The organism is Micromonospora sp. CA-246542, assembly GCF_050942905.1.
GTDB lineage: Bacteria > Actinomycetota > Actinomycetes > Mycobacteriales > Micromonosporaceae > Micromonospora.
On sequence record NZ_CP192040.1, the window covers coordinates 2,041,406 to 2,065,926 of the forward strand.

27 protein-coding genes are annotated in these 24,521 nt (G+C 70.8%); 17 read left to right on the forward strand and 10 right to left on the reverse strand.

Features of this window, described 5'->3' with window-relative positions; all coding sequences use genetic code 11:
- Positions 1-4: 4 nt before the first annotated feature.
- Entirely contained in the window at positions 5-994 is a 990-nt protein-coding gene (locus ACQP0N_RS09690; protein WP_433119257.1) for a hypothetical protein, read from the reverse strand.
- A 126-nt stretch (positions 995-1,120) separates the two neighbouring features.
- Positions 1,121-1,342, reverse strand: a complete 222-nt coding sequence (locus ACQP0N_RS09695) for a hypothetical protein (RefSeq protein ID WP_433119259.1) — start codon at positions 1,340-1,342, stop codon at positions 1,121-1,123.
- Positions 1,343-1,515: 173 nt separating this feature from the next.
- On the opposite strand from ACQP0N_RS09695, the gene ACQP0N_RS09700 reads away from it, so the two are divergent.
- From ACQP0N_RS09700 to ACQP0N_RS09715, 4 genes are all read left to right on the forward strand, one after another.
- Positions 1,516-2,145: a fasciclin domain-containing protein gene (locus ACQP0N_RS09700; RefSeq protein ID WP_433119261.1), complete on the forward strand. Its 630-nt coding sequence runs from the start codon at positions 1,516-1,518 to the stop codon at positions 2,143-2,145.
- A complete protein-coding gene (locus ACQP0N_RS09705) occupies positions 2,145-3,728 on the forward strand; it encodes a molybdopterin-dependent oxidoreductase (protein WP_433119263.1) in 1,584 nt (527 codons plus the stop codon). The genes ACQP0N_RS09700 and ACQP0N_RS09705 overlap by 1 nt, the downstream gene beginning before the upstream one ends.
- A gap of 76 nt (positions 3,729-3,804) precedes the next feature.
- Positions 3,805-4,431 carry a sigma-70 family RNA polymerase sigma factor gene (locus ACQP0N_RS09710; RefSeq protein ID WP_433119266.1) on the forward strand — a complete coding sequence of 209 codons (627 nt, stop codon included), beginning with the start codon at positions 3,805-3,807 and terminating at the stop codon, positions 4,429-4,431.
- The gene (locus ACQP0N_RS09715) at positions 4,428-5,156 is read left to right on the forward strand and encodes an anti-sigma factor (RefSeq protein WP_433119269.1); all 729 of its coding nucleotides are present in this window, start codon (positions 4,428-4,430) and stop codon (positions 5,154-5,156) included. Before ACQP0N_RS09710 ends, ACQP0N_RS09715 begins: the two co-directional genes overlap by 4 nt.
- Before the next feature lie 54 nt (positions 5,157-5,210).
- Here ACQP0N_RS09715 and ACQP0N_RS09720 read toward each other — a convergent pair whose 3' ends face one another.
- Positions 5,211-6,050 carry an NAD(P)H-binding protein gene (locus tag ACQP0N_RS09720; protein WP_433119272.1) on the reverse strand — a complete coding sequence of 280 codons (840 nt, stop codon included), beginning with the start codon at positions 6,048-6,050 and terminating at the stop codon, positions 5,211-5,213.
- Positions 6,051-6,158: 108 nt separating this feature from the next.
- Between ACQP0N_RS09720 and ACQP0N_RS09725 the strand changes: the two genes are divergently transcribed.
- Entirely contained in the window at positions 6,159-6,521 is a 363-nt protein-coding gene (locus ACQP0N_RS09725; RefSeq protein ID WP_355052955.1) for a winged helix-turn-helix transcriptional regulator, read from the forward strand.
- 102 nt (positions 6,522-6,623) lie between these two features.
- Here ACQP0N_RS09725 and ACQP0N_RS09730 read toward each other — a convergent pair whose 3' ends face one another.
- A complete protein-coding gene (locus ACQP0N_RS09730; protein WP_433119274.1) occupies positions 6,624-7,046 on the reverse strand; it encodes a winged helix-turn-helix transcriptional regulator in 423 nt (140 codons plus the stop codon).
- Between the two features lie 86 nt (positions 7,047-7,132).
- Between ACQP0N_RS09730 and ACQP0N_RS09735 the strand changes: the two genes are divergently transcribed.
- Both ACQP0N_RS09735 and ACQP0N_RS09740 read left to right on the forward strand, forming a co-directional pair.
- Positions 7,133-7,936, forward strand: a complete 804-nt coding sequence (locus tag ACQP0N_RS09735; protein WP_433119276.1) for an NAD(P)H-binding protein — start codon at positions 7,133-7,135, stop codon at positions 7,934-7,936.
- Positions 7,937-8,174: 238 nt separating this feature from the next.
- Positions 8,175-8,846 carry a hypothetical protein gene (locus ACQP0N_RS09740; RefSeq protein WP_433119278.1) on the forward strand — a complete coding sequence of 224 codons (672 nt, stop codon included), beginning with the start codon at positions 8,175-8,177 and terminating at the stop codon, positions 8,844-8,846.
- Between the two features lie 223 nt (positions 8,847-9,069).
- Here ACQP0N_RS09740 and ACQP0N_RS09745 read toward each other — a convergent pair whose 3' ends face one another.
- The 3 genes from ACQP0N_RS09745 to ACQP0N_RS09755 all read right to left on the reverse strand — a co-directional run bounded on the left by ACQP0N_RS09745 (position 9,070) and on the right by ACQP0N_RS09755 (position 14,672).
- Entirely contained in the window at positions 9,070-11,310 is a 2,241-nt protein-coding gene (locus tag ACQP0N_RS09745; protein ID WP_433119280.1) for a glycoside hydrolase family 44 protein, read from the reverse strand.
- 156 nt (positions 11,311-11,466) lie between these two features.
- Positions 11,467-11,700, reverse strand: a complete 234-nt coding sequence (locus tag ACQP0N_RS09750) for a holin (RefSeq protein WP_433119282.1) — start codon at positions 11,698-11,700, stop codon at positions 11,467-11,469.
- A 116-nt stretch (positions 11,701-11,816) separates the two neighbouring features.
- The gene (locus ACQP0N_RS09755) at positions 11,817-14,672 is read right to left on the reverse strand and encodes a BTAD domain-containing putative transcriptional regulator (protein ID WP_433119284.1); all 2,856 of its coding nucleotides are present in this window, start codon (positions 14,670-14,672) and stop codon (positions 11,817-11,819) included.
- Positions 14,673-14,881: 209 nt separating this feature from the next.
- Between ACQP0N_RS09755 and ACQP0N_RS09760 the strand changes: the two genes are divergently transcribed.
- Together ACQP0N_RS09760 and ACQP0N_RS09765 are read left to right on the forward strand one after the other, a co-directional pair.
- A complete protein-coding gene (locus ACQP0N_RS09760) occupies positions 14,882-15,712 on the forward strand; it encodes a hypothetical protein (RefSeq protein WP_433119286.1) in 831 nt (276 codons plus the stop codon).
- Positions 15,713-15,804: 92 nt separating this feature from the next.
- A complete protein-coding gene (locus tag ACQP0N_RS09765; RefSeq protein WP_433119288.1) occupies positions 15,805-16,503 on the forward strand; it encodes a Type 1 glutamine amidotransferase-like domain-containing protein in 699 nt (232 codons plus the stop codon).
- Positions 16,504-16,560: 57 nt separating this feature from the next.
- Here the strand turns inward: ACQP0N_RS09765 and ACQP0N_RS09770 are convergent, their stop codons facing one another.
- Positions 16,561-17,493 carry an aminoglycoside phosphotransferase family protein gene (locus tag ACQP0N_RS09770; protein ID WP_433119290.1) on the reverse strand — a complete coding sequence of 311 codons (933 nt, stop codon included), beginning with the start codon at positions 17,491-17,493 and terminating at the stop codon, positions 16,561-16,563.
- Between the two features lie 132 nt (positions 17,494-17,625).
- Here ACQP0N_RS09770 and ACQP0N_RS09775 point away from each other — a divergent pair, with 132 nt between their 5' ends.
- From ACQP0N_RS09775 to ACQP0N_RS09800, 6 genes are all read left to right on the forward strand, one after another.
- Positions 17,626-18,162, forward strand: a complete 537-nt coding sequence (locus ACQP0N_RS09775) for a hypothetical protein (protein ID WP_433119292.1) — start codon at positions 17,626-17,628, stop codon at positions 18,160-18,162.
- On the forward strand, positions 18,153-18,413 hold the full coding sequence (locus ACQP0N_RS09780; RefSeq protein WP_433119294.1) for a hypothetical protein: 261 nt from the start codon (positions 18,153-18,155) through the stop codon (positions 18,411-18,413). Before ACQP0N_RS09775 ends, ACQP0N_RS09780 begins: the two co-directional genes overlap by 10 nt.
- Positions 18,413-18,880, forward strand: coding sequence for an NUDIX domain-containing protein (locus ACQP0N_RS09785; RefSeq protein WP_433119297.1), 468 nt, complete (start codon positions 18,413-18,415; stop codon positions 18,878-18,880). Before ACQP0N_RS09780 ends, ACQP0N_RS09785 begins: the two co-directional genes overlap by 1 nt.
- A gap of 59 nt (positions 18,881-18,939) precedes the next feature.
- A complete protein-coding gene (locus ACQP0N_RS09790; protein WP_433119299.1) occupies positions 18,940-19,512 on the forward strand; it encodes a GNAT family N-acetyltransferase in 573 nt (190 codons plus the stop codon).
- Between the two features lie 114 nt (positions 19,513-19,626).
- Entirely contained in the window at positions 19,627-20,454 is an 828-nt protein-coding gene (locus ACQP0N_RS09795; RefSeq protein WP_433119301.1) for a TIGR02452 family protein, read from the forward strand.
- Positions 20,455-20,510: 56 nt separating this feature from the next.
- Positions 20,511-21,080, forward strand: a complete 570-nt coding sequence (locus tag ACQP0N_RS09800; RefSeq protein WP_433119303.1) for a dihydrofolate reductase family protein — start codon at positions 20,511-20,513, stop codon at positions 21,078-21,080.
- On the opposite strand, the gene ACQP0N_RS09805 is transcribed toward ACQP0N_RS09800, so the two are convergent.
- A complete protein-coding gene (locus tag ACQP0N_RS09805) occupies positions 21,062-22,291 on the reverse strand; it encodes a DUF418 domain-containing protein (RefSeq protein ID WP_433119305.1) in 1,230 nt (409 codons plus the stop codon). The genes ACQP0N_RS09800 and ACQP0N_RS09805 overlap by 19 nt on opposite strands.
- Positions 22,292-22,393: 102 nt before the next feature.
- Between ACQP0N_RS09805 and ACQP0N_RS09810 the strand changes: the two genes are divergently transcribed.
- Positions 22,394-23,137 carry a TetR/AcrR family transcriptional regulator gene (locus tag ACQP0N_RS09810; RefSeq protein ID WP_433119307.1) on the forward strand — a complete coding sequence of 248 codons (744 nt, stop codon included), beginning with the start codon at positions 22,394-22,396 and terminating at the stop codon, positions 23,135-23,137.
- 12 nt (positions 23,138-23,149) lie between these two features.
- Here the strand turns inward: ACQP0N_RS09810 and ACQP0N_RS09815 are convergent, their stop codons facing one another.
- Positions 23,150-23,950 (reverse strand): helix-turn-helix transcriptional regulator, encoded by an 801-nt coding sequence (locus ACQP0N_RS09815; RefSeq protein ID WP_433119309.1) that lies wholly within the window; start codon positions 23,948-23,950, stop codon positions 23,150-23,152.
- Between the two features lie 121 nt (positions 23,951-24,071).
- On the opposite strand from ACQP0N_RS09815, the gene ACQP0N_RS09820 reads away from it, so the two are divergent.
- Positions 24,072-24,521, forward strand: a complete 450-nt coding sequence (locus tag ACQP0N_RS09820) for a VOC family protein (protein ID WP_433121537.1) — start codon at positions 24,072-24,074, stop codon at positions 24,519-24,521.

Here is a 24,521-nt window from a genome sequence, read left to right on the forward strand (position 1 = left end):
CGCGTCACTGCATGGCCGTGGCCGCAGGATGGTCGGCTGACACGGGGCAGCGGAAGGTGTACAGCGAGTAGCCGCGCCCGATTTGCACACCGACGACGTCCGGGGACGCGGTCGGGTCCTCCTCGGACGGGCGCCAGCTGCAATGCATCCCGTTCCAGTCGCCCGAATCCACGGTGAAGATCAAGGTCATCGTGGTGCCGCAGGCGACACAGTCCATCGGGTACGGATCGGTCAGTGACCAGTTCGCGTACCCGCCGACCTTCCATCCCGGAGCCAGCGACAAGTCGCTCTGATAGCGGGGACGGCTCTCGTCCTCGTCGTCATCCCACTCGTCGAGCCGGTCGCGTAGGTCAGCAGGGAGCAGGTCGGCGTATTGGTATTCGCGGACCTGCTCCGGGTGCACCACGCACGGGATCGGCAGGTACATGTCGCTGATCACCCGCGGCTCGGGAGGTGCCTCGAGCAGTGGGCCGACGGTCGAACTGTCGCGCCAGTGGAGGAAGACGCGAGGGCTGTAGTGCCGGTCCGAGTGGTCTACCGGGCACCACAGCACCTGGAGCAGGTCGGTGCCGTCCGGACCGGCGTAGTCAGGGATGTCTCGTCGGTAGAGCTGCGCGACGGGGACCAACGGGATGGGATCCTCGATCCGGTCGTCCAGTTCCAGGGCGTCGGCGGCGTCCAGTTCCGCCCGCTCCTCGACGGTCAGGAAGTCCCCACCCGGCGCCGACCCCCGGGCTTCTGCGGTCGCGAGGATCTCCCGCCTGCGGCGCAGGGCAGCCGGGGTCGTGAGGTTCCATGGCTCGTGCGCCCCGGCGTCGTCACAGACCGGCCATACCTCGTGGGCCGGCCACAGCAGCGGTCCACCGACCGAGCTGTCCCTGGCGGTCGGAGCGCCGGGTCGGGGATGCAGGCGGGTGGCCGTGGTGGAGTGTTCCCGCAGCTCGGGAAAGACTGCGGCGATATCCAGCGGACGCGGAGGTGTGGTGCGGGCCATATCGGTGGATCTTATGGCCCGCGTACCGGTCCTGATTCCCCGGATTGCCGGCACCAGCCGGCGTCTGCGACGGCGCCCGGGCTGTCGGAATAGCTGATCTTCCGGCGGTGATTCGGCTCCGACCGGTCAGGCCGTACCCTGGCGGTTGACCCGGCCCTCGTGGGCTGCCTTCGACCGGCCATGGTCGCGCTCGGTGCCCGCTGATCCGGTAGCGGTGCGCTCGTGCCGCTGATCAGGCGAGTGCTCGACCGTCGCCCCCTGCCGGCCCCGTGCGCCGTTGCCCGGGTGCCGGCGGCCCCGCGCCGACTCGCCGCCGCTGTCGTGCTTGTTGCGCTGTTGGCTTCCCATGCCAGGTCGGGTACCCGGTGCCTGGGCACTCATGCTTTCGGGCGGGACGGCTCCGGCGCAGGTCTGCTCCCGGTGCCATGCCGAATTTGCTCCCTGTTGCGCCCATCCGTCTCGCGATCGGCCTCGAATGCCTCATGACAACAGCAGGAAGTACAAGCATTTGAGGAGTACATATGAAGCGACGCCTGTTCGCCTCGGTCGGCGTGATCGCTGTGCTGGCCCTGTCCGCCTGCGGCGGTACCGACAGCGGGGACAGCGCCAGCGGCGCGCCGAGCATGTCGGCCAGCGCGCCGATGGCCTCGGCTTCGCCTTCGACGATCATGTCGGGTCAGTTCGGCTCGGGGTGCGCCGCCGTGCCGACCGACGCGTCCAACCCGGGTAGTTTCGAGGCGATGGCGAAGGTGCCGGTGGCCACGGCCGCGTCCGGCAACCCGCTGCTGTCGACGCTGGTGACGGCTGTGCAGAAGGCCAAGCTGGTGGACTCGCTCAACGGCGCGCAGGGCGTCACGGTGTTCGCGCCGACCAATGACGCGTTCGCCAAGATCCCCAAGGCGGATCTGGACAAGGTCCTGGCCGACGACGCCCTCCTGAAGAAGATCCTGACCTACCACGTGGTGCCGACCCAGTTGTCCCCGGACACCCTGGCTGGCACCCACAAGACGTTGCAGGGCGGCGACCTCGAGGTGACCGGCAGCGGCTCGTCATTCACCGTCAACGGCACCTCGATGGTGGTCTGCGGGAACGTCTCGACGGCCAACGCCACCGTGTACATCGTCGACACCGTTCTGATGCCCAAGAGCTGATGGCGGCGACCGACATCGAGCCCCGGCCGGCGATCCGCCGGCCGGGGCCGTCCCTCCACATGACCGCCGTCCGCGGCTCGGTCGTCGGCGTGCTGACCGCCGGAGTGACCCTGGCCGTGGCGCACCTCTTCGCGGCACTGGTCGCTCCGGCCTCCGATCCGGTGCTGGCAGTCGGCGGTGTTGCCATCGACCTGGCACCGCAGGGCGTCAAGGCGTTCGCCATCCGCACCTTCGGTGCCAACGACAAGATCGCGCTCCTCGTCGGCGTCTACGCGCTGCTGGCCCTGGCCGCGGTTCTGCTCGGCGCGGCGGCGCTTCGACGACGACGCTATGGCCTGGCCGGTCTCGCCGTGTTCGCCGCTATCGGTGTCGCCGCCGTCCTGTCCCGCCCGGGCGCGACGCCCCTGGGCGTTCTGCCGGTGCTGACGGGTGTCGGCGTCGGATCGGCCGCGATGTTGCTGTTGGCGCGCGCCGGTCGAATGGTGACGGTCACCCCGCCGAGCCGGCCGAGGCTGCTCAACCGCCGTCAGTTCCTGGCCACGACAGCGGGGACCGCGCTGACCGCCGGTGCCACGGCCGCCGTCGGCCAGGCCGTCGGTCGCGGCAGCGCGGTTGGCGCCCGTTCCCGCGCCGCCGTTCGCATTCCGCCGCCGGTACGACCGGCACCGCCGCTACCCGGCGGTGTCTCTGTCGGTGTCGACGGGGTTTCGACGTTCCTCACCCGCAACCGGGACTTCTACCGTGTCGACACGGCACTCACCGTCCCGCAGGTCGATTTGGAGGCCTGGCGGTTGACCCTGGACGGGGCGGTCGACCGTCCTCGTACCTGGAAATTCGAGGATCTTCTCGCCCGTGGCCTCGTCGAGCGTGACATCACCCTGAACTGCGTCTCGAACGAGGTCGGTGGTCCCTACATCGGCACCGCCCGCTGGACGGGGGTTCCCCTTGCACCGCTGCTCCGCGAGGCGGGCCTCCACACCGGGCAGAACCAGCTCGTCAGCCGCTCGGTGGAGGGCATGACCATCGGCACTCCGCTCGCGGCGATCCTCGACGGGCGCGACGCGCTCCTGGCCGTGGCCATGAACGGTGAACCCCTGCCCCTGGAACACGGGTTCCCTGTCCGCATGCTCGTCCCCGGCCTCTACGGCTACGTGGGGGCCTGCAAGTGGCTCACCTCGATGAAGGTGACCACCTTCGACGCGTTCGACCCCTACTGGGTGCAGCGCGGGTGGGCCGCCGACGCGCCCGTCAAGACCGCATCGCGCATCGACACTCCGAGACCTTTCGCGCAACGTCGCGCCGGGCCTGTCATCATCGCCGGTGTCGCGTGGGCGCAACGGCGCGGAATCGTGGCCGTCGAGATTCAGGTCGACGACGGGCCGTGGCGGCAGGCCCGCCTCGCCGATGGACCATCGCCGGACCTGTGGCGGCAGTGGACCTACCGCTGGGACGCCACCTCGGGCAGCCACACCCTGCGCGTACGGGCCACCGATGCGACAGGTGCGACCCAGACCGACCAACGGGCTGCGCCCTTCCCCGACGGCGCGACCGGCTGGCACAGCACCACCGTCACGATCACCTGACCTGGTGCTTGCCGTGATTCCGGCCAGGAATGAGTACGCGGCGGCAGACCGCACGGCCGCCAGCACAGGAGAGGACATGCCGAGGATGAACGGCGACCCGGAACACGCGCGGCGGTTACGCTCGGTGCCGCCGGACACCGCGACGTCACCGAGCCCCGACGAGCTGCTGGCGCGGGTGGCACGGGGTGACGAGGTTGCGTTCGCGGCGCTGTACGACACCATGGCCGGCCGCGTCCTCGGGCTGGCCCGCCGCGTCGTACGCGACCCGGCGCAGGCGGAGGAGGTGACGCAGGAGGTGCTGGTCGAGGTGTGGCGCACCGCCGGCCGATTCGAGGCCGGTCGTGGCTCGGCCTCCGCCTGGATCCTGACGATGGCGCACCGGCGGGCGGTGGACCGGGTGCGCTCCGAGCAGGCCCACACCGACCGCACCCAGCGGGTCGCCGCAACCGAGACGCACGTCCCCTACGACGAGGTCGTCGAGGACGTCACCGCCCGGTTGGAGCGCGAACAGGTCCGTCGCTGTCTGGGCCGGCTGACACCGGTCCAGCGGGAGGCGGTGACCCTGGCCTACTACGGTGGCCACACCTACCGTGAGGTCGCCGAAAAGCTGAAGACACCGCTGCCGACGGTGAAGACGCGGATGCGCGACGGACTGATCCGGATGCGTGACTGCCTGGGCATCGACATGGAAGGACGGGCATGAGCGCCGACATCCACACCCTCGCCGGCGCGTACGCCCTGAACGCGGTCGACGACCTCGAGAGGGCGGCGTTCGAGCGGCACCTGGCCGACTGCGAGTCGTGCCGCCAGGAGGTGACCGAGCTACGGGAGACGGTCGCCCGCCTCGCCGACGACACCGTCGTCGAGGCCATGCCCCAGGGGTTGCGGGAGCGCACCCTCGCCCAGGCGGCGCGTACCCCGCAGGTGCGCTCCGCAGCCGCAGGGGACAGCGCCACACGGCAGGCAGGCAGGTGGCGACGCCTCACGGTGGCCGCCGCGGTGGCCGTCCTCGTGGCCGGCGGTGCGAGCGCGGCCACCTGGGCCGTGACCAACGATCGGGTCAGCGACGAGCGGGCCAGCAGCGAGCAGGCGCGGCAGATCGCCGCCGTCCTGGACGCCCCGGACGCCCGGGTGTTCGAGCGGTCTCTCCAGCCCGGCGGCGCCGCGACCGTGGTGGTCTCCCGCGACCGGGACCGCGGGGTGGTGCTGCTGCGCGACCTGCCCGAGCCCGGCCCCGGGCGGATCTACGAGCTGTGGCTCATCCGTGGCAGCGAGCCCCGCAAGGTGGGACGGCTGGCAGAGGGAGTCAGGGAGTCGACCACGGTCATCGGCCCGGTTGCCGAGGCGGGAACGTTCGGCGTCTCCAACGAACCGGTGGGCGGTTCCGTCGCCCCCACGCGAATCGTGGGCACGGTCGCGCTGAGCTGAGCACCGGTGCCAGGAGAGATCGCTGCTCCCTTGTACCGCCGCGGGCGCGAGGCGTCAGCGGAAAGCGTCGATGTTGCGCTTCGCCCAGACGGCGAAGGGGCGTGGGGATCGGCCCAGGATCTCGGCAATGTCCGGGCTGATCCGCTGTTCGGCTTCGGTGGGCGTGCCGAGGATCGCCAGCGTGCCCTCGACCACCGGTGGCGGCATGAACCGCAGCATCTGCTCACGGGCTTCGTTCGGCGTCTGGTCCACGAAGCCGATCGGCTCGCCGAGCGCGGCGGCGAGGTCGGCGACCCGTTCGCGAGGCGTGCTCAGAGCCGGGCCGGTCAGTTCGTAGGTGCGGCCGACGTGCGAGCTGTCGAGCAGGGCTGCGGCCGCCACTTCGGCGATGTCGGCCGGGTCGACCAAGGGTAGACCGACGTCGCCGAACGGCGCGGCCACCATCCGCGTACCCCGCACCGGTTCCGCCCAGGCGAATGCGTTGGAGTCGAAGCCGCCAGGGCGCAGTATCGTCCAGCCGAGGTCGGATCGGCGGATCAGGTCCTCAATGGCGTGCAGGGGTGCGTGTGACGGCGAGTCGGGCCGTGTGACGACCGCCTGCGAGGACTGCAGCACGATGCGTTTCACGCCACCGGCCGCGGCGACCCGCAGGATTTCGCGCATGTCGAGATGGGCTCCGGCGCCCTCGACGAGTAGGTACAGCGCGTCGGCGCCGGCGAGAGCCGGGCTCAGGCTTTCCGGCCGCTCCAGGTCCGCACGATGGTGGCGGACCCCGTCCGGCAGGGTGATCGGGCGTCGTCCCCGGGATACCGCCGTCACCTCGCCGGCCGAGGCCGCGAGGATTGACGTGAGCGTGCTGCCGACGTTTCCGGTGGCTCCAACCACGACAAACATGTCTGTGTCTCCAGTTCGACCGCGTCGTTCGCGCGGTTGCCGGAAACGCTAGTGGCGCCGATATAGTAGGTACCTAGAGGATAGTAATGGGTTTGTGACGGAGGGCACATGCAGCGCTCGACGGATCCCGAGCTGGCATGTCCGGTCGCGCCGGTCGTCGACATCGTGTTCAGCCGGTGGACCACGCCAATCCTGTGGGCTCTGCACGAGTACGGTCGGCAGCGCTTCGTGGAGCTGGAGCGCCGACTGACGAGCATCACGCCCAAAGTGCTCACGCAGCGGCTCCGCCAACTCGAACGCGACGGACTCGTGACGCGCACCTACCACGCCGAGGTGCCGCCTCGAGTCGAGTACCAGATCACCGAGTTGGGCGCGAGCCTCGGCCCGATCTTCGCCCACCTGGCCACGTGGGCCGACGCCAGCCTCCCAGAGGTGGAACGCGCGCGGGATGCCTACGATGCCGGGCGATGAGGCCCATCCACAACGCCGATGCGGGAACCGCCAGCTAGAACCTCACCATGATGGGCAGGCCGACGAGTTGACGCGGTCAGCTTGTCGACGACGCGTTGCGCGTCACCGGATCTCGTTGTCGGGGTGGTCGTTGTCGTACGCCCGACGGGCTTCGGCGATGACGTCGCGGTGGGCCAGCGACCAGTCCGCGAGTGCCTTGACGAGGTGGGTGAGGCTGGTGCCGGTTTCGGTGAGCCGGTAGTCGACCTGGGTGGGCACGGTCGGGTAGACGGTCCGAAGGACGAGGCCGTCGCGTTCCAGGCGGCGCACCGTGAGGGTCAGCATGCGCTGGGAGATCCCATGGATGGCGCGCTGGAGTTGGCGGAAGCGTCGCGGCCCGGCGGCGAGTTCGACGATCACGAGGACGGACCACTTGTCGCCCACCCGGTCGAGAACGTCGCGGATGCCGCAGTCCGGGTGATCCGGCTGTCCGCACGGTTCGAGCGCGGCGGCTTCGGCGGTTACCTCGGTGTGCGCTGGTGACACGAGACTGCCTCCTTGTGGCCCGCCGGGCGTGGGTCCAGGCTCCCCGGTAGTTACTGAAGAGAACCACGGCAGGAGACCGAGCCGCAATGATCATGGTTACCGGCGCCAACGGGCAGCTCGCTTCGCGCACCCTCGCAGCGCTCGCCGAGCGAGGGATGCCCGCCCTGGCGGGAAGTCGCACCCCCACCGGCGCACAGCGCCACCTCGACTTCGACGATCCCGCGACCCTCGACCTCACCGGGGTTTCGACCCTGGTCCTGGTCTCGGCCGGGTACGCCGAGGACGACGCGGTCATCGCGCGGCACCGGGCTCTTCTCGACGCCGCCGGCCGCGACGGCGTGGTCCACGTGACGTACACCAGCCTGACCAGCGCCGGGGACCATCTCGGGTTCGCGCTGGCCCACCGGGCCACCGAGCACATGATCACGAACAGTGGGCTCGCGTGGACGATCCTGCGGAACGGGCTGTACGCCGAACTCTTCGGCGCCCTGCTCACGTGGACGCCGGACGGCCTGGAGTCGGCGTTCGGGAGCGGCGCGCTCGCCGCAGTGGCGCGGGCCGACCTGGCCGCTGCCGCAGCCGTCGTCGCAAGCGAGCCCAGCGCCCACGCCGGGAAGGTCTACGACCTGGTCGGAACCCCGATCACCGCTGGCGACATCGCCGGCCGTCTCGGCGTCGCGCACCGCGCGATCGGACTCGGCGAGTACCGCGCCCGCCTGCTCGGCGACGCCAACCTGCTGCCGTTCCAGCCGCCGATGCTCGCCTCGATCGCCACCGGTGTCCGCCACGGGTTTCTCCACCACACCGGTCCTGACCTCGTGCGCCTGCTGGATCGACCGCTCACGGATCCCCTCGCTGTCGCCGCGGACGTCACGGCCGTCATGCGCTGATCCAGGTACTTCGCACGCGGACACGACGACTTCGGCGATCCGTTTTCGGACGGGAGAAGCTTCAGTTCACAGCCGTCGCCCGTTCGTCCGCCCATCTGCCGCCGGAATCCTCCGGGTCGTCCGCGAAAGACCGGATGCCCGGTCGACGCCACCAGCGCTGCCGATGGTTCGGGGAGGTCCGGCGGATCCTTCCACCCGCTAGGCTGCGAGCGAGCTTCCATCGACGTAGGGAGATGTCGTGTCGCGCCGTACCGGTAAGCCCTCGTATCAGCTGCCGACCCCGGACACGGGTCGCCGCCGGACGGCGCGTCTCGCCGTCATCGTCGTGGCGGTCGGGCTCGCGGCTCTTCTCGTGGGCGGTGTCGCCGGGTACGCAGCCAATCGTCCGGACGGCGTCGAGTCAGCAGCCGCCGACATCCGCAAGGCCGAGGTGCAACGCGACAGCCAGCAGATCGTCGAGCTGACGGCAACGGCCCGCCGCCTCAGTAAGGAGGTCGCTCCCATTCTCACCGCCCTGCGGGCAGTGGCGTCGACCGGCGAGCAACCAGGCCTCGAGCAGGCCCGCCAGTGGCAACAGACCATGCTGCGTGCCGCGGCGCCGTTCGCCGACACCCCGTCGGGCACCACCGCGACAAACGTCGCACGCGGCGGGCTGCGCGGCGCCGTCGAACAGGCATCCCTGGCCGTCGAGACGTATCTCCTCGCGATCACCGGGCCGCCCACCCAACGGGCCGCCTTGACGGCACTGGCGAAGCGACAGGCAGCCCAAGCGGAGGCCGCCTGGTCCGTCGCAGCAACCCAGCTCGATCAGGTGAACGTCGATGCCGGCCAGGGCCATCAGCACGTCTACCTGGAGGGCGGCGACGGCGCCGCCACCCACGACGGCGCGGCAGAAGGCTCCGGCGGCTGATCCATTTCCGCGCTCCACAACGGCCTGTCGCAGGTCACCGAGCAGCAGGCCGGCACCGCGGCGCACGACGTTCCAGTCGGCCTTCGCGCGGCGGTCGAGGTTCCTGGCGAGCCAATGCCGTCGGTTGTCGTGTTCCTGCCGCAGTTGGACGAGGGGCGCAGGGGTCCGGGGCGACGTCGCGCCCCGGACCCCTCGCCCCTGCTGACGCAGTGGGACTCTCAGGTCATCCGCAGCGTTGACCGTTGAGGGTGAAGGCGGTCGGCGCCGGGTTGGTGCCGCTCCACGTCCCGTTGAAGCCGATGCTGGTGGACGCGCCGGCGGCGAGTCTGCCGTTCCAGCTCATGCTGTCCGCGGTGACGCTCGTGCCGTTCTGTTTCCAGGTGGCCGACCAGCCCTGGCTGACCTTCTGGCCGGCGGTGGGGAAGTCGAAGCCGAGTCTCCAGCCGTCGATCGCCGTGGTGCCGGTGTTCTTGATCGTGACGGTCGCCGTGAAGCCGCCCGGCCAACTGTTCGCCGTGTAGCCGACCGTGCATCGCCCGGTGGGCGCGGTGGGAGCGGTCCGCACGGTCAGCCCGGGCGAGGCCGCCGAGACGTTCCCCGCCGCGTCGCGGGCGGTCACCACGAAGGTGTACGAAGTGTCCGGCGTCAGCCCGGTCACGGTGTACGCGGTGCCGGTGGCGCTGCCGACCTTCACGGTGCCGGTGGTGTCGACCCGGTGCACGTCGTACCCGGTGACGGCGGTGTCGTCGGTGGACGGCGTCCAGCCCAGCGCGATGCTGTCACTGGTGACCGTGCCGGCGGTCGGCCTGCCCGGAGCGGTCGGCGCCTGGGTGTCGCCGGGCGCGGTGGCGCGCGGCAGCACCAGGTGGGTGATCGAGTTGGCCGGGAAGGTGGTCGTGAGGCCACCCGCGGTCACCGGCTGGTCGGCCTCCCGGACGACACCGGCCAGGTTGGCCCCGCTGTAACGGTAGACCTGGGCGGTGCTGGCGGAGACGCCGGTGAGGGCGACCGAACTGGTCAGGTCGTCGCCGGTCTTGTTGACGACGACCACGGTGAGCGCCTTGTCGGCGCTCCGCTCGGCGGCGTACACGGCCAGTTTTCCCTGGTCGGCGCTGGTCGCCTGGACGGAGGTCTCGCCGAACGCGCCGCCGTTGCCGTCGTAGTTGCGGTAGACGCGGAAGGCGTTGGCCACCGGCTGGTCGGCTGCGGGAGCGGTCCAGAGGGCGGCCATGTCGAGCCCTTCGCGGCCGAAGATGCCGAGGACGTCGGCCTGGGCGAGCGCGCCGTTGAGCGAGCCGTGCGCACCCCAGTTGTACTCGGTCATCGCGATCTTCGTGCCCGGGTAGTGCTGGTCGACCAGTTCGCGCAGGCGCGGGATGTACCGGACCGGCTGGTTGATCCAGCTCTCGTCCACGTAGGTCGGGTCCCAGAGCTGGCGGGTCGAGCGCAGTCGCAGCGCCTGGGTGTTGGCGTCGCCGGCCGCGTCGCCGAAGACGCCGGACTGCTGCGGGTAGAGGTGGACGTCGAAGTAGTCGAGGAGGCGGGTGCCGTGCTGCTGCTCGTACTCGCGCATCCGGTCCAGGTACCACGGGCCGAGGTCCTGGCCGCCGTGCGCGGCCTTGTCCGGCGGGTTCGACCAGCAGCCGGTGCGTGAGCAGGTGTCCTGGTCGAGCCCCGAGTAGATGATCGAGTTCAGGCCCCAGCCGACGGGACCGAGCGTCTTCGCGCCGGGGTCGGCAGCCTTGATCGCGGCGGCGTACTCGTAGGTGCGGTCGCGCAATTCGTCGTAGCCCATCCCGGTCGGCCGGACGTCGCGGTGGGTGGACTGCCAGAGGTCCGGCTCGTTGTCCAGGTTGTAGAACTGCACGCCGCCGTCGGCGGCGCCGCCGAACTGCCCCTTGAGGTGGTTGACGAAGTCAGCGACGTACTCCGGACCGACCGCGATGCTGGTGTCCTCCGGATCGTTGCCGGTGATCAGCGACCCGTCCGGTTTCTTGCCGTTGCCGCAGTCCGGCGCCCAGGGGTCGGTGGACTCCTGTGGACCGTACTTGGCGACGCTGAAGCCGCAGGCCCGCGACCGGTCCTTGGCGATCCAGCCGAGCATCGGCACCGTCATGACCGTGCCGGCGCCGGTGGCCTTGTTGCGCTGCACGAACCGGTCGCTCTCCGAGCCCTTCGGGAGGTCCTCGGGACTCGAATTGTCGTTGGGGATGTTCTCGAAGTACCAGTCCGCCGCGCGGTTGGTGGTGTCGGCACGGAAGTTGTAACGGGTGGTGGCGTTTCCGCCGTAGCGGTTCACCGGCAGCCGCAGGTCGCGGGCGAGGGCCTCGTCCGCGAAGTTCATGCCGTAGATGTACGGGCTGATCTGGTGCCGGGCGGTGGTGGTGTCCACGGCGAGTGCCGGGCCGGCCGCGGCCAGGGCGGGCACCGGCAGGGCCAGACCGCCGAGGGCCGTGGCGAGCACGACCGGAAGTAGAACTCTGTGGGGACGCACGAGCATTCCTCTCGAATAGGAGCCCGTCGATGGGAGCGCTGCCACAGCGTTGCTCGTTCGCGCCTCCGAGTCAATTCGACGGCCGGGAGCGCCTTCGACGCCGAAGGGCTCCCGGCTGGACCGGTGCTACTGCTCGCCGCCCACGAGGCTTGGCGAGTCACCCTCGCCGGACACCCGCGCGCTCACGAGCGAGGTGAGCACCGACAGCACCGCCGCGCCGGACGCGATGCCACCCGCTGCCGCCCAGTCCGCCTGCCACGCGTTGAACACCACGTCGACCCCCCAGTAGAGGAGCAGACCCTGCGCGGCGCTCTTCACCGCCCGCTCGGCGGTGGCCTTCCAGAACTTCGTGGTGAACATGTCCGTACCTCCAGAGCCAGGTTCGTGGAATGGTCCATGAGCCAAGAATGCCTGGTCAGGAGGGGTTGTTGCTCGTCGAGTTTCAGCCGTTGTCGATCCACGGCGGCCGGGCTCGGTCAGAGTTCGCCACCGCCGGTGGGCGCCACCGGGACGGCCGGGACGGCCAGCTTGGCCCGGGGCCGGTCGGCGTCCGGATGCCGCAGCTCGTCGAAGATGGTCAGCGCCTCCCGCCACGCCCGGCGCGCGGCGTCGAGATCACCGGCGGCCCGCAGACTGTCACCCAGGTTGTCCAGCACCTCCGCCTCGTCGTACCGGTCGCCGAGTTCGCGGTGCAGTGCCAGCGCCCGCCGGTAGCAGTCCGCGGCCTCGTCGTGGTCGCCGAGGCCGTGCCGGACGTACCCGAGGCTGTCCCAGGTCAGCGCCGCGCCGTGCCGGTCGCCGGTCTCCTCGTGCAGCCGCAGGGCCGCCTGGCAGCACTGCAACGCCGGCCCGGGCTCGCCGAGCCGGGCGTGCATCCAGCCCAGATTGTTGAGCGCCTTGGCCTGCCCGACCCGGTAGTCGGTGGCCCGGTAGAGGTCGAGGGCCAGTCGGGTCTCGTCCAGGGCCGACCGCAGCCGACCCTGCCGGGCGAGCACCCAGCTCACCCCGAGGTGCGTGTGCGCCCGCCCGGTGTCGTCGCCCAGCTCGCGGTACAGCTCCAGGTCGCGTCGGTAGTGCCGGTGCGCCGCCTCGTGATCACCCGACCAGGTGCAGGCGATGGCGAGGCCGCGGTGCGCCAGGGCCTGACCGGCCAGGTCACCCCGACGCCGCGCCGCCGCCAGCGCGGTCCGCTGGGCGGCGGCGAGCTCCGGCCAGTGCCCGCTGCGATCGAGGTACGTGGTGAGGGCCGCCGCCAGCGTCCACGCGTGCCGGTCCAGGCCGGCGGACGCCGCCTGTTCCACACACGCCAGCAGGACGTGGTGCTCGGCGGCGAACCACGCCGTCGCCCACCCGTGCTCCGGGCGGGCGCCCACCGTCACTCCCGTCGCCGGCGGCGGCAGCGCGGCCGGTCGCGCCAACCGGTACGGGTCGAGCAGGTGGTCCGCCGCGTGCGAGGCGTGCAGGTAGTGGTCGAACAGGCGGCGTCGGGCGGCCTCCCGTTCGGCCGAGGGGTCGCTGTCGTGGCACAGCTCGGCGGCGTACGCGCGCAACAGGTCGTGCATCGCGTACCGGCCCGCGGTGCGCTCGGTGAGCAGGTTCGCCCGGGTGAGGTCGGCCAGCAGCGGACCGACCCGAGCCGGCGGCAGGCCGGCGAGGCTGGCCACCGCCGTCCGTCCGGCGTCGGGGCCGGGGTGCAGCCCGAGCAGTCGGAACAACCGGGCCGAGTCGGCGTCCAGGGCCCGGTACGACCAGGAGAAGACCGCCCGTACGTCGGTCATCGGGTCGCCGGTGGCCAGTGGGCTGAGCCGGTCCGGGCCGCTGTCCCGCAGTTCGCTCGCGAGCACCGCCAGCGGCACGTCCGGTTGCCCGACCGCGCGTGCCGCGACGACGGCCAGGGCCAACGGCAGGCCGGCGCAGCACCGGACGATCTCGTCCAACGCCGTCTCTTCGCGCCGGGCACGGCCGCGACCGAGCCGAGCGATCAGCAGCTCCCGCGCCTCGGCCGGTGCGAGCAGGTCCAGCGTCACCGGGTGGGCTCCGGCGTTGACCACCAGGCCGGTGAGCCGGTTACGGCTGGTCACCACGACCAGGCTGCCCGGGGATCCCGGCAACAGGGGCCGTACCTGCTCGTCGTCGCGGGCATTGTCGAGCAGCACCAGGACCCGGCGGTGGGCGAGCAGCGTCCGGAACAGGGCGGCCTGCCCGGGCAGGTCGGTGGGTACGCGCTGAGGCGGCACGTGCAGCGCCTCCAGGAAGCCGCGCAGCGCCTCGCCCGGCGACACGGCCCGACCGTCGAGGTCGAACCCGCGCAGGTTGACGTAGAGCTGCCCATCCGGGTAGCGGTGCGCGACCTGGTGGGCCCAGCGCACCGCGAGGGTGGTCTTCCCGACCCCGGCCGTGCCGGCGATGGCGGAGATGACCACCGCCCGGCCGAGATCGTCCTGGCCGCCGTCCCGGGCGGCCCGCGCCGCGTCGGCGGGCAGCAGTGCGTCCAGTTGGCGCAGCGCCGTGGCGCGGCCGGTGAACCAGGCGGGGTCGCCGGGGAGCTGCGCCGGAGTCGGACCGGTTGGCCCCGCGGGTGCGGGCTCGGCCGTCGTCTGCCCCCGCAGCACCCGCAGGTGGGCCTCGCTCAGCTCGGGTCCGGGGTCGACGCCCAACTCGTCGACGAGACGGCGGCGGGTCTCGGCGTAGAGCCGCAGCGCGGCGGCCTGTTGGCCACAGCCCGCCAGGGCGAGCAGGTAACCGGCCACCAGCGGCTCCCGGAGCGGATGCTCGACCACCAGGGGGCGCAGGGTCTGCGCGGTCGCGGCGTACCGGCCGAGGCCGAGTTCCACGGCGGCGAGCCGCTCGTACGCGAGCAGCCGCTGCTCGTCCAGTCCGGCGGCGGCGGCGTCGACGAAGGCGCCGGCCGCACCGGCCAGCGCCGGCCCCTGCCACAGCGCCAGGCCGTCCCGCAGCAGCCGCGCCGCCTCGGCCCGCCGACCGGCTGTCTCCTCGACGCGGGCCCGCTCGACCGCCACGGTGAACTCGGTGAGGTCCAGCTCGGTCCCGCCTACGGTGAGCCGGTAGCCGCCGCCCTGCGTCGCCAGCAGGTCGCCCGCGCCCGCCTCGCGCAGGGCCGCCCGGATCCGGGAGACGCAGACCTGCACCTGCGTCCGTGCGCTGGCCGGCGGGTCATCGGCCCAGAGCGCCGACACGACCTGCCCGAGAGGTACCAACCGGTCCGCGTTGAGGAGCAGCAGCGCGAGCACCGCACGTTGCTGGGGGCGGTCGATGGGGAGGACGCGCCCGCCGGCGGTCACCTGGACGGGGCCGAGGACTGACCACCGCATGGCTTTCCTCGTCAGTCGTGATGGGACGACCACAGTCTATGGACGGCGGGACCCGTGCGACCGGCGCCAAGCGGTCGGATAGCGGACGCCAAGCGGCCTCGCCCAGGCTCTCCTCAGCCGCCGGATCCGCAGGTCCGGGGGGAGGCGGGCCGGCTCGTCCGGCCATTGTGGACAAGGGGATCGACATGCGGGTAACCAGGGGACGGGGCGTGCTGACGGCAGTTGTGTCGACGGCTGCCGTGGTGGCGGGCATGGCCTGGGCGGCACCGGCCTGGGCGGTGCCGGCCGGATTGGAGACGGTCACCCATTCGGCGGCCGAGAGCAGCGCGGACAAGTCGGCGCTCGCGTCCTGCCCGGCCGGCAAGGTGGTCACCGGGGGTGGCGGCTTCCTGATCGCCGGCTCGTCGGCCGCCGGTCGGGTCGGGCTGGACCGGTTGGAGCCGCTGGCGAACGGCACCGGTTTCTTCGTGACCATGCGGGAGGCGGGCCCGGTCAACTTCGCCGGCGACTGGGCGTTGCAGGCCGTCGCCCAGTGCGCCACGACGCCGGCCGGATACCAGGTGGTGGCCACGACCGGAGCGGTCGGAACGGAGTACGTCACCGCGAGCTGCGGGACGAAGAAGGTCATCGGCATGGGTGGGCGGGTCAACAACGGCCAGGGTGACATGGTGCTCGACCAGGTCGTGCCGTCGTTCGACCTGACGTCGGTGACCGTCCGGGCGGTCGCGGTGCAGGGCACCTCGCCGGACGGCTGGAGCGCCACCTCGATCGCCGTCTGCGCCAACGCGCCCGCCGGGCTGGAGCGGGTCGCGTTGACCGGGACGAGCGCGAGCAATTCGTCGGACCACGCCGTCAAGTCGTGCCCGGCCGGCAAGGGGCTCTACAGCGCGGGTGCCGACATCAACGCCGGCAACGGCCAGGTGCTGCTGACCGCGATCAACATCACCGGGGGGAACACCGTTCGGGCACGGGCGGACGAGGACGCCGACGGCTTCGCCGGCTCGTGGAGCCTCAACGGGTACGCCATCTGCGGGAGCTGATTCGCCGGCCGGGGCCGCCACTGGCGGCCCCGGTCGCCGGTCCGCGTGGGCAATATGATCGTTGTCAGGTGACGACCAGGAGGGCTGATGTCATGAAGTTCCTTCTCACGTCGGGGGGCATCAGTAACCCGAGCATCTCCGACGCGCTCGTCGACCTGCTGGGCAAGCCGATCGCCGAGTCCACGGCCCTGTTCATCCCGACCGGCGTTCACCCCTTCCCCGGTGGGGCCGAGAAAGCGTGGAAGGCGGTCCACGGCCACGCTTCGATCCCGCTGACCCAACTGGGTTGGAAGTCCCTGGGGATGTTGGAACTCACGGCGCTGCCGACCATTCGGCAGGAGAACTGGGTCCCGGCGGTCCGGGAGGCCGACGCCCTCCTCGTCTGGGGCGGCGACGTGCTGTACCTGACCTACTGGCTGCGCCAGTCGGGCCTGGCCGACCTCCTGCCCTCGCTGAGTGACACGGTCTATGTGGGGGTCAGCGCCGGGAGCATCGCGGTCACCCCGTACAACTGCGACGCCGAATTCGACAGTCAGTTCGTTCCGGACGGCAGCGACATGGCGCAGGGCGCCGAACAGGCGCTTGGCCTGGTGGACTTCACGCTCTACCCCCACCTCGATCATCCGGACATGCCGGACACCACACTGTCCGCCATCGAGAAGTGGGCGGCCGGTATCCCGGTCCCGACCTACGCCATCGACGACAACACCGCCATCACGGTGGTCGACGGGGCCGTCGACGTCATCTCCGAAGGCCACTGGAGACTGCTCAACGGCGGCGCCAGGTCGTGACGAGTCGGCCGCGCAGACCGGCCGATCACCGCGCCCGGGACGGGAGGCGGACGATGCTCAGGCTGCCGGTGGGTCGGCGCTGATGCGCGTGAGGGTGCGTCGGCCGATCAGACTCATCGTCGGGTTGGTCCGGTGGTAGTACCAGACCAGTCCCATCGCCTGCTGGAAGGCCCACGCCCTACCGCGCTCCCACTCGAGATCGTCGCAGTCGAGTCGCTTCCGGAACGCCTGGCGTGGCTCCCGTTCCAGCAGGTGCCAGGCGCCGACGAGGTCGAGGGCAGGATCGGCAGGGCCCAGCCCACCCACGTCGAGAACCCCGGCCAGCCGCCCGTCGCAGACCAGGACGTTTCCGGGTATGAGATCGCCGTGGTTCATCACGTCCGGGGCGTCGCCCCGCGGCAGTTCCCTCATCACCTCCCAGAACCGGCGGAGCAGGGGGACGTCCAGCAACGTCTGACTGTGCCGGAAGCAGTCCTCCAGGTACTCGTCGTGTGCTGGCAGCTCGCCACCGCGACCCGGGCCGGTGAACGTGCGGCCGCGTGTGTCGATGGCTCGCACGCCGTCGACGAACTCGGCGAGATCGTGCGCGAACGCGACCGAGTCCCCGGGGTCCTCGTCGGTGGCAACGACTCCGGGTATCCAGGTCTGGACCGACCAGGGAAGCGGGTAGCCGCTGCCCGGCTTGCCGATGGCGACCGGCTCGGGAGTGGGAAATCGCGTACGGCCCACCAGCTCTCGGGCCGCTTCCGCCTCGCGTTCCAGCCAGGCCTGTGCCACGTCGACCTCATGAGGTTGGAGGGGGAATCGGGCCGTCAACCGCTCCCCGACACGGACGATGGCATTGACCGTCCCCTGGGAGGCGACGCGCTGGAGAGCCAGGCCCCGCCACTCGGGGAACTGCGTGTCCACCAGCTCACGCACCACGTCGAGTGAGACCGTGAGCTGGCCCTCGTGCATCGGCGCATCGGGCGACAGGGGAGTGGCTGGCACGACAACCGTCCTTCGTCAGGTTTTCGAGGCGGCTGAGCCTAGCGGCGGACGGCGCAGTCGCGGAGCTCTCGGCGTATCGATGGTGGATTTGCGGCGTCCGGTCACACTGCCGGTATGCGGCGGGGACATTGGGTGAGCGTCCTGGCGGTGGCCGTCTGCGTCCTGCTCTCGGTGGCCGTCGGCGGTTGGCTGGGCTGGCGGAGTGCGACGGTCGATCCGCCTGCGCCGCCCGCGGTCTGCCCGCTCATCCGGTCCGAGGTGTTCGATCGTCTCGTTCCCGGGCACGGTCCCCCGGAGGCGGCCGAGCAGAACGGGTCGGCCATCCGCTCGAACTACTGCCGGGTCAAGAGCGTGTCCGAAACGAGGGCTCCACGTACCTCGCTGTGGGTGTCACTCGGACGGTACGGCCGATTCGAAGGCCGTGGTCCGCGTTGCCTGGACCTTGGTGGACTGCAGCCGGCCCTGAACAGAAGGAATCACCCGTTCGCGCTCGGTGACAGTGCTCTCTACTACCTCTCGGGTGACAGCGAGACCGGCCGGCGTATCCACTTCTCGGTGTGCCTCGGCACCTACGGGGTGCTCGTCGACTACGAGGCCTACGGAGTCGCCGATCCGGCGATGGTCGAGTCCACCGCCAGCGTTGCCCAGGAGGTGCTGTCGTGGCTTTGATCGGGCCTCCGATCTGGGTATTCCGGCGTAAGAACCTGCAACCGCCTCCGCGCGCCGACAATCGGCTGTCACCGTGGCAGTGGCTGCTCGTTGCGGGGGCGGTGGCGCTCGTCATTGCCGTCGGCGTCCTCGCCTGGCGCGTGAGCCGGCTGGCGGCGCCCACACTCGTCAACTGGCAGATCACCGTCGTCGACGAGACGAGCGACGCCCCGCCGCTACCGGACCTGCCGGCAGATCCGTTCGCGCGCTGATGGCCATTTCCGCGCACCTGGCCCGGCTGCGGGCCGTGATCGGCCCCGAGCTGATCCAGTTGCCGTCGGTGTCGGTTCTCGTCGTCGACGAGAACGGGCGGCTCCTGCTGGTACGCCACACCGGAAGCCCGGACAGGTGGGGTGTGCCGGGCGGTGCGGTCGAGATCGGTGAATCGCCGGCCCAGGCGGCCGTGCGTGAGGTCCGTGAGGAGATCGGCGTCCAGATCGGCAGGCTGCGGCTGCTGGATGTGCTGGGCGGTACGGACTACGAGGTGACCTACTCAAACGGTGACCAGGTCGCGTACGTCACCGCCGTCTACGAGGCGGTGATCGTGGACGGGACACCCGCCCCGGACCAGGAGGAGATCTGCGAACTGGGCTGGTTCAACCCGGCGCGGCTGCGGAGTGTCGGCCTCAACCGGTTCACCCGGGCACTGCTTGGGGCAACCGGCCACCTCGCGAGCTGACGGCGGTCGGCCTGACCTAGGGACAGCGGGTCGCCCGGCCCGTCGCTACGGTTACCAGGGTGACCAGTTCTGAGCCGCAGGTGGTCGGGGTCGTGCACCAGGCTTCCGGATCGACCGTACGGCTGCGCCCGGTGGCCGAGGACGACTTGGAGATGTTGCGCCGGTTCGCGGTCGAACCCGGGCTGATCGGGCTCGACTGGGCTGGTTTTCGGGACGCCGCCGCGCCGGCCCGTCGGTTCGCCGAGGACGGCTACCTCGGCGAGCGGACCGGTGGCCTGGTCGTGCAGGTCGAGCCGGCGGCCGACGCGCGGGCGGGTTACCTCAGCTACCTCCAGCGCCAGTACGGAGGCCGGGCACCCTACTGGGAGATCGGCATCGTGCTGCTGCCCGAGTGGCGCGGTCAGGGCATCGGCTGGCGGGCGCAGGCGCTGCTCTGCGACTATCTGTTCAGCCATACACCGGCGCAGCGCATCCAGGCCAGCACCCACGCCGAGAACGTCGCCGAGCAGCGGTCGCTGGAGAAGGCCGGCTTCCAGTTGGAGGGGGTCGTGCGGGCCTGCGAGTTCCGGGCCGGCGCCTGGCGGGACGGCTGGCTCTACAGCCGGTTGCGCGACGATCCGTCACCCCTGTGAGCCTCGCCTACGGGTATCGAGCGTGATCCCGAAATCCGATTGTGGGCGGCTGCGGTCCCTGCCTAGCCTGCTGGCTGTGGCCCCCCTTCGTCTTCCGATCCCGCGGGTGGACCGGTGAGCGGCCGGCTTCGGGAGATTGCCCGGCAGACCGTCGCGATCGTCGAGTCGGGACGCTATCGCAATGGCAACGGCATCGAGGTCGTCGTCGGGGAGGCGGTACGCGCCGCGGTCGCCGGGACTCGTCATCACCTACCCGACGAGGTGTTCGAGGCGCGGGACGCGGCGCCCGGCACCGCGACGGTGGAGGTGACGCACGAGTCGACGTTGCAGGCGGCGTACCGGCTCGGGCCCGGTGCGGCGTGCCTGGTGTTCGCGTCGGCAAAGAACCCGGGTGGCGGCTTCCTGGGTGGGGCGCAGGCCCAGGAGGAGAGCATCGCGCGCTCATCGGCGCTCTACCCGTGCCTTCGTGCCGTGCCGGAGTTCTACGCGTTCCACCGTGCACAGCAGGATCTGCGCTACAGCGACCGGATCATCTACTCCCCGCTGGTGCCGGTGTTCCGGGACGACAGGGGGAACCTGCTCGAACAGCCGTACCCAACGTCGTTCCTGACCGCCGCGGCGCCGAACCTCGGCGCGATCGTGCGCAACCAGCCGGCGCACGCGGCGGACGTGCCGGCCGTGCTGGCCCGGCGTGCGCGGCGGGTTCTGGAGGTCGCCGCCGCGCACGGACATCGGTCGATCGTGTTGGGCGCCTGGGGGTGCGGGGTGTTCCGCAATGATCCCGCTGCCGTGGCCGGAGCGTTCGCCGACGCTCTGCACGTGGTCGATCGGTTCGACCACGTGGTGTTCGCCATCCACGACGGCCTGCCGGGCACTCCCGTGTACCGCGCGTTCAGGAAACGCCTGGCGGGATCTGCCGAGGACTCGCCAACGTCGGGTTAGGTGGGTGCAGACCGCGATCACCGGGAGGCTACGTGTCGGGCCGTTTCGTGTACTGGATGAACGTCTCTCTCGATCTGAGGATCGAGCATGCCCCGGGCGAGGAGGGTGCCGGGAACTGGCTGCGCATCGGCGAGCCGCTGCACCGGGAGTTCAACGCCCGGGCCCGCGCGCTGACGTCGATGGTCCAGGGGCGCACGATCTACGAGACGATGGAGGGGTTCTGGCCGGCCGCGCGCACGGACGAGAAACTGCCCGACTTCATGCGTGAGTACGGCGAGATCTGGACGACGAAGCCCAAGGTGCTGGTGTCCCGCACCCGCACCGAGGCCGGGTACAACACCCGGACCCTCGGCTCGGGCGGCGACGCCGTCGAGCTGCTCGCCAGGTACCGGGAGGAGCAGGACGGCGACATCGGTGTCGGCGGCGCCACGGTCGCCACCCATCTGCTCCGCGCGGGGTTGCTGGACGAGCTTCTGATCTTCACACACCCCGTCGTCCTCGGTGGGGGTCGGCCACTCTTCGACGAGTTGGAGCGATCGGTGCAGCTGGACCTGATCGAGCAGGATTCCTTCGCCGAGGGCGTCACGCTGCACAGGTACGCCGTCCGCTACGCCGAGGACGCGTGATCGGGCCGCCGTGCGCCGTCCTCGACATCGTGCACACGATCGGTTCGGGCGACGAAGGCTGGGCGGTGGGCGTTGGTGAGCCAGCGCAGCGCCCACTCGACCGACCCGTAGCGGAACCGCCGCAGCCAGAACGCGCTTGCCGCCAACTGGGCCGCGAACACCGCGAGGACGAAGGCGAAGAGGGCCAGCGGTGAGAACGTCCCGGCGAGGCCGAAGCCGATGCCGGTGAAGGCGATCAGGCCGACCGCCGACTGGGCGAGGTAGTTGGTGAGGGCCATCCGGCCGGCCGGGGCGAGCGCCGCCCGGACCACCGACGTACGAGGGTTGTGCATGATCCGTAGCAGCGTCGCCACATAGGCGGCGGCCAGCAGCGGCGCGGTCGAAACGCTGGCCGCGACGCCGAGAGTGTTGCCGTTGCCTCCGCTGGCCGCGTAGACGGCCGCCCCGACCAGTCCGATCGGAAAGCCGATCCACTGGATCCGGCGCAGCACCGGCTCGTTGCCCCAGGCCCGGTTCAGCCATTGCCGGCGTCCGGCGACCATGCCGAGCAGGAACAGCGCCAGGGCGGTCGGGCCCTGCAGGGTGACCGCCTGGAGCACCAGCAGGGGCAGGCCGGCGAGGTGCTCGCCGATGTTCGCCGTCCAACCGCCGAGCAGTGCCTGGGTTGCCTCCTCGCCGTTGGCCAGCGCCTCGGCCTCGCCGGGCAGGAACGCCGAGCGGTCCACGAGGAGCGCGCTGGCGACCAGGCTGATCAGCACGAGTGTGTAGAGCGCCGCCGCGATCCGAAGTGCCGTACGGTCGGCCACCTTTCGCAGCAGGAGCAGCGCGAGGCACGCCACCGCGTACGTGGTGAGGATGTCGCCGCCGTACAGGAAGACGGTGTGCAGGGCGCCGAGGACGAAGAGGCCACCGATTCGGCGGAGCATGCGCGCTGGGAACGCCGCGCCGGCCCTGCTCGCCGCGGTCATCTGGAGGGTGAAGCTGTATCCGAAGAGGAACGAGAACAGCACGTAGAACTTCATGTCGACGAAGACCGAGGAGAACGTGCGGACGGCGTCGTCGAGGCCCGAGGTGAAGTCGGGATCGGTCACCAGGTTCCCCGGATAGCCGGAGGCCATGAAGGTGACGTTGACAGCGAATATGCCGAGGAGGGCGAACCCTCGGATCGCGTCGACGTCGTGAAGACGTCCGCCCGGTACCCGCGTGGTCATCACGGTCTCCATCTCCGTATCAGCTACAGCGTACGAAATACAGAGTCCCTGAGATCTAGAGTGCAGGCAAGACCCCCGGGTGAAGAGCGAGGAGATTCGGACGTGGCGGAACGGAGGCTTCCGGCAGTGGTGGCCCGGATGTGGGGTCGTGAGACCAACTCCCGGCACGGCCCTCGGCCCAGCCTCGAACTGGGCAGCATCGTCGACGCCGCGATCCGGATCGCCGACCGTGAGGGTCTGGCGGGGGTGACGATGAGCAGCGTCGCGAGCCAGCTCGGGGTGGCCGCCATGTCGCTGTACCGCTACGTCGGCAGCAAGGACGAACTGCTGGTCATGATGGCTGACGCCGCAGCGCCCGAGCCGCCCGCGCTGGACGGGCGCGCCTGGCGCGACTACCTGTTCGACTGGACGCGCGCCAACCGCGACTTCCTGCTCGCCCGACCGTGGCTGCTGGCGCTCGACCAGCGCACCCCGCCCACCGGGCCCCGGTTGCTGCGCTGGCTGGACCGCGCGCTCGCCGCGCTCGCCGGTACCGGGCTCGCTTACGGCGCACGGATCAACATCGCCACCGTTCTCAGTGGTTACGCTGCCCAGCAGGCGGCCCTAGCCCACGCGCTGAGCGCCGGCCCGGCCGCCACCGACGACTCGATCGCCGGGCTGGCCGAGTACGGCGAGATCCTCGGGCAGGTACTCGACGCGGACGCCTACCCGGAGCTGACCTCGGCCATCGGCGCGAGTGCACTGGGCATCGCCGAGGAGTGGATCGACGATGCCGACTTCACCTTCGGGCTCGGCCTGCTCCTGGACGGCATCGAGGCGCTCGTCGCACGGGAAGCGCGTGACTGAGCGCCGGTAACCTCAGCCCAGTCGATCCAGCTTCTCGCGAGCGCTGGTGTCGGGCCGAGGGGTGAGGACGACGAGGCGCAGGTCGGTGTTCTGAGTGGTCAGGACGTTGGCGTCCAGCGGGATGGCGCCCACGTCCGGGTGTACGGCGGTCTTGTGGGCGCTTTCGTGGTTGGCCACCGCGCGAAGGGCCCAGAGTTGGCGGAACCTGTCGTTGCCGGCCATGCGCGAGATCAACGCCGCCACGTCGGGGTCGTTCGGATAGCGGGCGCTGGTGGCCCGCAGGTCGGCCACCAACGACTGCTCGAAGTAGGCGCGCTCGGTGTCGCTCTGGCGGACCCGCGGGTTCCGGCACTCGAACTGGATGATCAGCGCGTTGCGATCGTCAGCCGTTGCGCCCGTGGGATCGCCGAAGACGGCCGCGAACAGCCGGTTCCAGTGCAGCAGCCGCCACACGGCGTCGTAGACGGCCGCCGGGGTGTCGCCGAGGTGGTCGATGACGCGGTGCAAACTGGCGGGGATCAGGCGGGGTATCCGGTCCGGGGCCGCGGCGAAGCCGGCAAGGCGCATGAGGTGCGCCTCCTCGTCGTCGGAGAGTCGCAACGCGCGGGCCAGAGAGGTGCACACCTGCGCCGATGGCGTGCCGGCCCGCCCCTGTTCGAGGCGTGCCACGTATTCGGGGGAGATGCCGGCCAGTGCCGCCAGCTCGCCTCGCCGCAGCCCGGCGACGCGGCGGGGGGATGCGTTCGCGAGACCGACCGACGCCGGGTCGGTGCGATCGCGCCAGGTCCGCAGCGCGGCTCCGAGATCACTCATCACCACATGATCCGCCATCCGCCGCGGGAGCTGGGTGGTACCAGCGGTACGCGGAAGACCTGTGCCTTCCCCGGAGGCGTCTCGGACCCTGAGGATGGGGATCATGAGCAGAGTGACCAGAATGCATCACATCGGAGTGCCGGTCAGTGATCTGGCGCGGTCGGTGAGGTGGTACGAGGACGTGCTCGGCATCGCCCCGAACGGCGTGACGATCTCGGCGACGAACCCGGCGATCGGTGCTGTCGTGGAGGTCGAGAACGCGTCGATGCGGGCGTCGTTCGCGTTGGCCGGTGACAACGTCCTGCTGGAACTCATCCAGTACGACAGCCCTCAGCCGAGGCCCTTCACCGGGCGCAACTCTGACGTTGGGGTGATGCACCTGTGTTTTGAGGTCGACGACCTGGACGCGGCGCACCGCGACCTGGTGGAGCGAGGCGTGCACGTCAACGCCGATCCGGTCGTGCTCCAGGACGGCGACGGTGTCGAGGCGGGGGCGCTGGCCGGGACGAAGATCCTCTACCTGCGTGACCCCGACGGCATCCAGTTGGAACTGTTCGAGTTGCCCTCGTAG